Source organism: Blastococcus deserti, from assembly GCF_042682525.1.
In the GTDB taxonomy this organism is placed as follows: domain Bacteria; phylum Actinomycetota; class Actinomycetes; order Mycobacteriales; family Geodermatophilaceae; genus Blastococcus_B; species Blastococcus_B deserti.
In genome coordinates, this window is sequence record NZ_JBHUHP010000016.1 from 342947 (window position 1) to 346006 (window position 3060).

Sequence of the window (3060 nt, forward strand, 5' to 3'; positions counted from 1 at the left end):
GTAGGTGGCCGCGCCCTTCCACTCGCACCACGAGCCGCCCGGGGCCCGCTCCAGCAGGTCGAGGACGACGTCCTCGGGCGGGACGTAGTACACCGGCGGATGGCTGGTCTCGCACACGCGGACCGCACGGACGGTGTCGGCCAGGACCCGACCGCCGAGCTCCACGACGACGTGACGGGACGAGACCTCGGCCGACGGCGGCCGGGGATAGTCCCAGACCGACTCCTGCCCCGGCCCCACGGGGTCCCGCCGCAGCGGTGGCACCGGCTCTCTAGTCGTTGCGGTGCCGGATCTTCTGGACGACGGCGAACGTGACGAGCAGTCCGACCACGCCGGCGGCCGCCATGCCGGCCGGGGTCTGCAGGAACCGCTGGACGGCGTCCTTCCCCTTGGCCCGGAGTCGGGTCGGGCTGGTCCGGTAGGTCAGCTGGTCCAGGGTGGCGGCCAGCGACTCGCGGGCGGCGTCGATCTCCAGCTGGATCTGTCGTGGGTCGCGAGGCACGGCGACAGCCTGCCAGACCTTCCGCCGTCCAGCGCGTTCGGTGAGGGCAGGCACACCCTGGTGGGCTACTCATAGACTCCGGTACCGCGCGGGAGTGGTGTAACGGCAGCCACGCCAGACTTAGGATCTGGTGCCTTCGGGCGTGGGGGTTCGACTCCCCCCTCCCGCACTGCAGTCGTCACGCGTTCGTCCAGGTCAGCGGGTTGCGCTGACGAGCGTCCACACCGAGGGGCACCGGCTGATACCGCGGTGATACTTCGGTGCTCATGACGGCGTTCCGCCGTAGATCAATGCGGCCACTTGGGTAGCCGCCTCGCGCTGCATCGTCGGCATCGCGTGCGAGTAGACGTCCAGGGTGATCGAGATGGTGGCGTGCCCAAGCCGCTCGGACACGATCTTGGGATGGACCCCGGCGCGCAAGTAGAGCGTGGCGTGCGTATGCCGCAGGTCGTGCAGCCGGATGACCGGCGGCATCGCGTCGCCCAACTGTCGGGCCGCCGACGCCAATTGACGGCCGAACTCCCGGGACAGGCGCTCCGGGTGCCGCAGGCCGCCGTCGAGCCGGCCCAGCACGTAGGCGTCATCACGAGCCAGCGACAGGGACAAGGCGCCGCGCTGCGCCCGGTGCGCCCGCAGCGCGGCCAGCGTTCGCGGGTCCAGGTCGACTACGCGCGACCGACCGGACTTCGGCGGGCCCACATCGAGCTGCTGCCCCTCCCCCTTCGCCTTTACCAGGACGGCGGAGCGGCGGACGGCCAGCGTGCCGGCCTCGAAGTCGACATCGCCCCAGCGGACCGCGAGCGCCTCGCCGCGGCGCATGCCGGTCATGGCCAGCAGCAGCCACGCAGGGTAGAGCTCCGGGCGCTCCCGCTCGGACCAGTCGAGGAACGTGCGCAACTGCCCGGCGTCCCACGTGCGCATCTCGGGGCTCTTCGCCTGCTTCGCGGTGGGCGGTTTCGCCTTCGAGGCAGGGTTGACCGCAATGAGGCTGTCGTCGATCGCCGCGGCCAGCGCGCTGTGGATGATCGTGTGTATATAGCGCACCGTGCGAGCCCCAAGGCCGCCAGCGCCGTCGTGGCGGCCAGACGTCTCCAGCTGTCGGTACAGGGCGTTAAGCCGCGCGCCGGTGAGGGCGGCGAGTTTCACGTCGCCGATGTGCGGGACGACGTGCAAGCGGACGTTCTTCCGATAGGAGGCGACTGTCGTCGGCCCCTTGCGCAAACCGTCCAGCCATGTCGCGAAATGCTGCTCGACGGTCATCCGTGACGGTGCGACGTGGGTGCCGCGGTCGATATTGGCCAACTGCTCACGCAAGGCCTCGGCCGCCGCCTTCCGCGTGTGGAAGCCACGGCGGAGCACCTGCTTGCGGGTGCCGTCCGACTGGGGCGCCCAGTACTTGATCAGGAACCGCGGGCCCGCATTGGTGGCGTACTCGCTGATGCTGCCCTCGCCGGCCTGCCGTCGCCGCGACTTGGCCATCTTCCTACCTCTCACACAAGCCTCCGGGACAGAATGCCGACCAGCCCAGCGGCCGCCCCGGGACTCGCAACCCCATAACGGTCCCGCACGTGCGCACACACAATCACTCGCTACTGACAACCAGCGTGCTGTGGAGCGAAGCCCCTGATCGAGTCAGCACGCAGGCCTGCCAGCTCTCGGGCCGAGGCGACACCTACGGACCAAGTTCACCGGCGTGGGCTCGGATGTGCCACCCCGCAGTGCCAGCACGCCATGGTCGTTCGTGGCAGGTATCGGCGCCAGCCGCGGTCGCGCGTGACGCGCGGCGATCTACTGGACGAGGTCCACTTCTGGCATGGCTGATCGACCCTGCGGATCCGTCGCTCGGGCATGCCCAGAGCGTGCCCACAACTTCTGCAGTACTTCTCCAGTTCGGGCTTTCCGCCGGTCAGTCAGAGGGCGGACCTGCGGGCGACACCTGGCAGCCCAGCTCATCAGCGATCCTCAGTGCGACCTCGGGCACCGTCAGGCCAACACGGTCCGCGGCGGCACGGGCGTAGAGGATCACGGCTGAGACGGCGTAGGTCCACAGCCGCGGTTCCCAACCGCCGGCTGCTCCCAGCAAATCCGGATGCAGTCCTCCGCGCATGCAGGCGGCGGCGTAGATGGCGTACTGGGTCCGGCGGCGCACGGTACGCCCGTCGAGCATGAGGTCGGCCAGATAGCGATCTGTGAGGCCCTCGTACTCCAGCCGTTCAGTGCCGGGCGGGCAGGCCAGGCCGAGCGCCGCCGCGGCGACCTCGAGCAGCGCGACGTCGGGTGTGAAGTGGCCGCGGACGTCGTGCGGAAGGACCGACACCATGAGCTCGAAGACATCGTCGTTTCCGCCCGCGAGGCCGGACAAGATCGCGGCCTGCGCCATGCGGTGCAGCACGTCCGGATCCTCACGTCGCTTGGACATGGCGGAATCGTCCCGCGCGCATGCCGATCTGAACCCCCTTCTGCCTCGCGGTCCTTGTGACAACGAATTGGCGAACCGGAAGTGCAAGACGTGTAATCGGTTGCGATCTTGATCGCTGTCTTTGCGGATGAGAATGCTC

Annotated in this window: 4 protein-coding genes and 1 tRNA gene; 1 reads left to right on the forward strand and 4 read right to left on the reverse strand. The window is 69.2% G+C overall.

Annotated features, from left to right (window positions below; genetic code table 11):
* Both ACFSHS_RS17395 and ACFSHS_RS17400 read right to left on the reverse strand, forming a co-directional pair.
* The coding region (locus ACFSHS_RS17395) for a DUF427 domain-containing protein (protein WP_376878771.1) at window positions 1-264 on the reverse strand (264 nt) is incomplete at its 3' end.
* A gap of 7 nt (window positions 265-271) precedes the next feature.
* Window positions 272-502 carry a DUF3618 domain-containing protein gene (locus ACFSHS_RS17400; RefSeq protein ID WP_376878773.1) on the reverse strand — a complete coding sequence of 77 codons (231 nt, stop codon included), beginning with the start codon at window positions 500-502 and terminating at the stop codon, window positions 272-274.
* A gap of 88 nt (window positions 503-590) precedes the next feature.
* On the opposite strand from ACFSHS_RS17400, the gene ACFSHS_RS17405 reads away from it, so the two are divergent.
* Window positions 591-671, forward strand: a tRNA-Leu gene (locus tag ACFSHS_RS17405).
* A gap of 95 nt (window positions 672-766) precedes the next feature.
* On the opposite strand, the gene ACFSHS_RS17410 is transcribed toward ACFSHS_RS17405, so the two are convergent.
* Both ACFSHS_RS17410 and ACFSHS_RS17415 read right to left on the reverse strand, forming a co-directional pair.
* Window positions 767-1981: a tyrosine-type recombinase/integrase gene (locus ACFSHS_RS17410; protein WP_376878775.1), complete on the reverse strand. Its 1215-nt coding sequence runs from the start codon at window positions 1979-1981 to the stop codon at window positions 767-769.
* Window positions 1982-2408: 427 nt separating this feature from the next.
* Window positions 2409-3060 (reverse strand): hypothetical protein (locus tag ACFSHS_RS17415; RefSeq protein WP_376878777.1); only part of this gene is annotated, 652 nt, incomplete at its 5' end.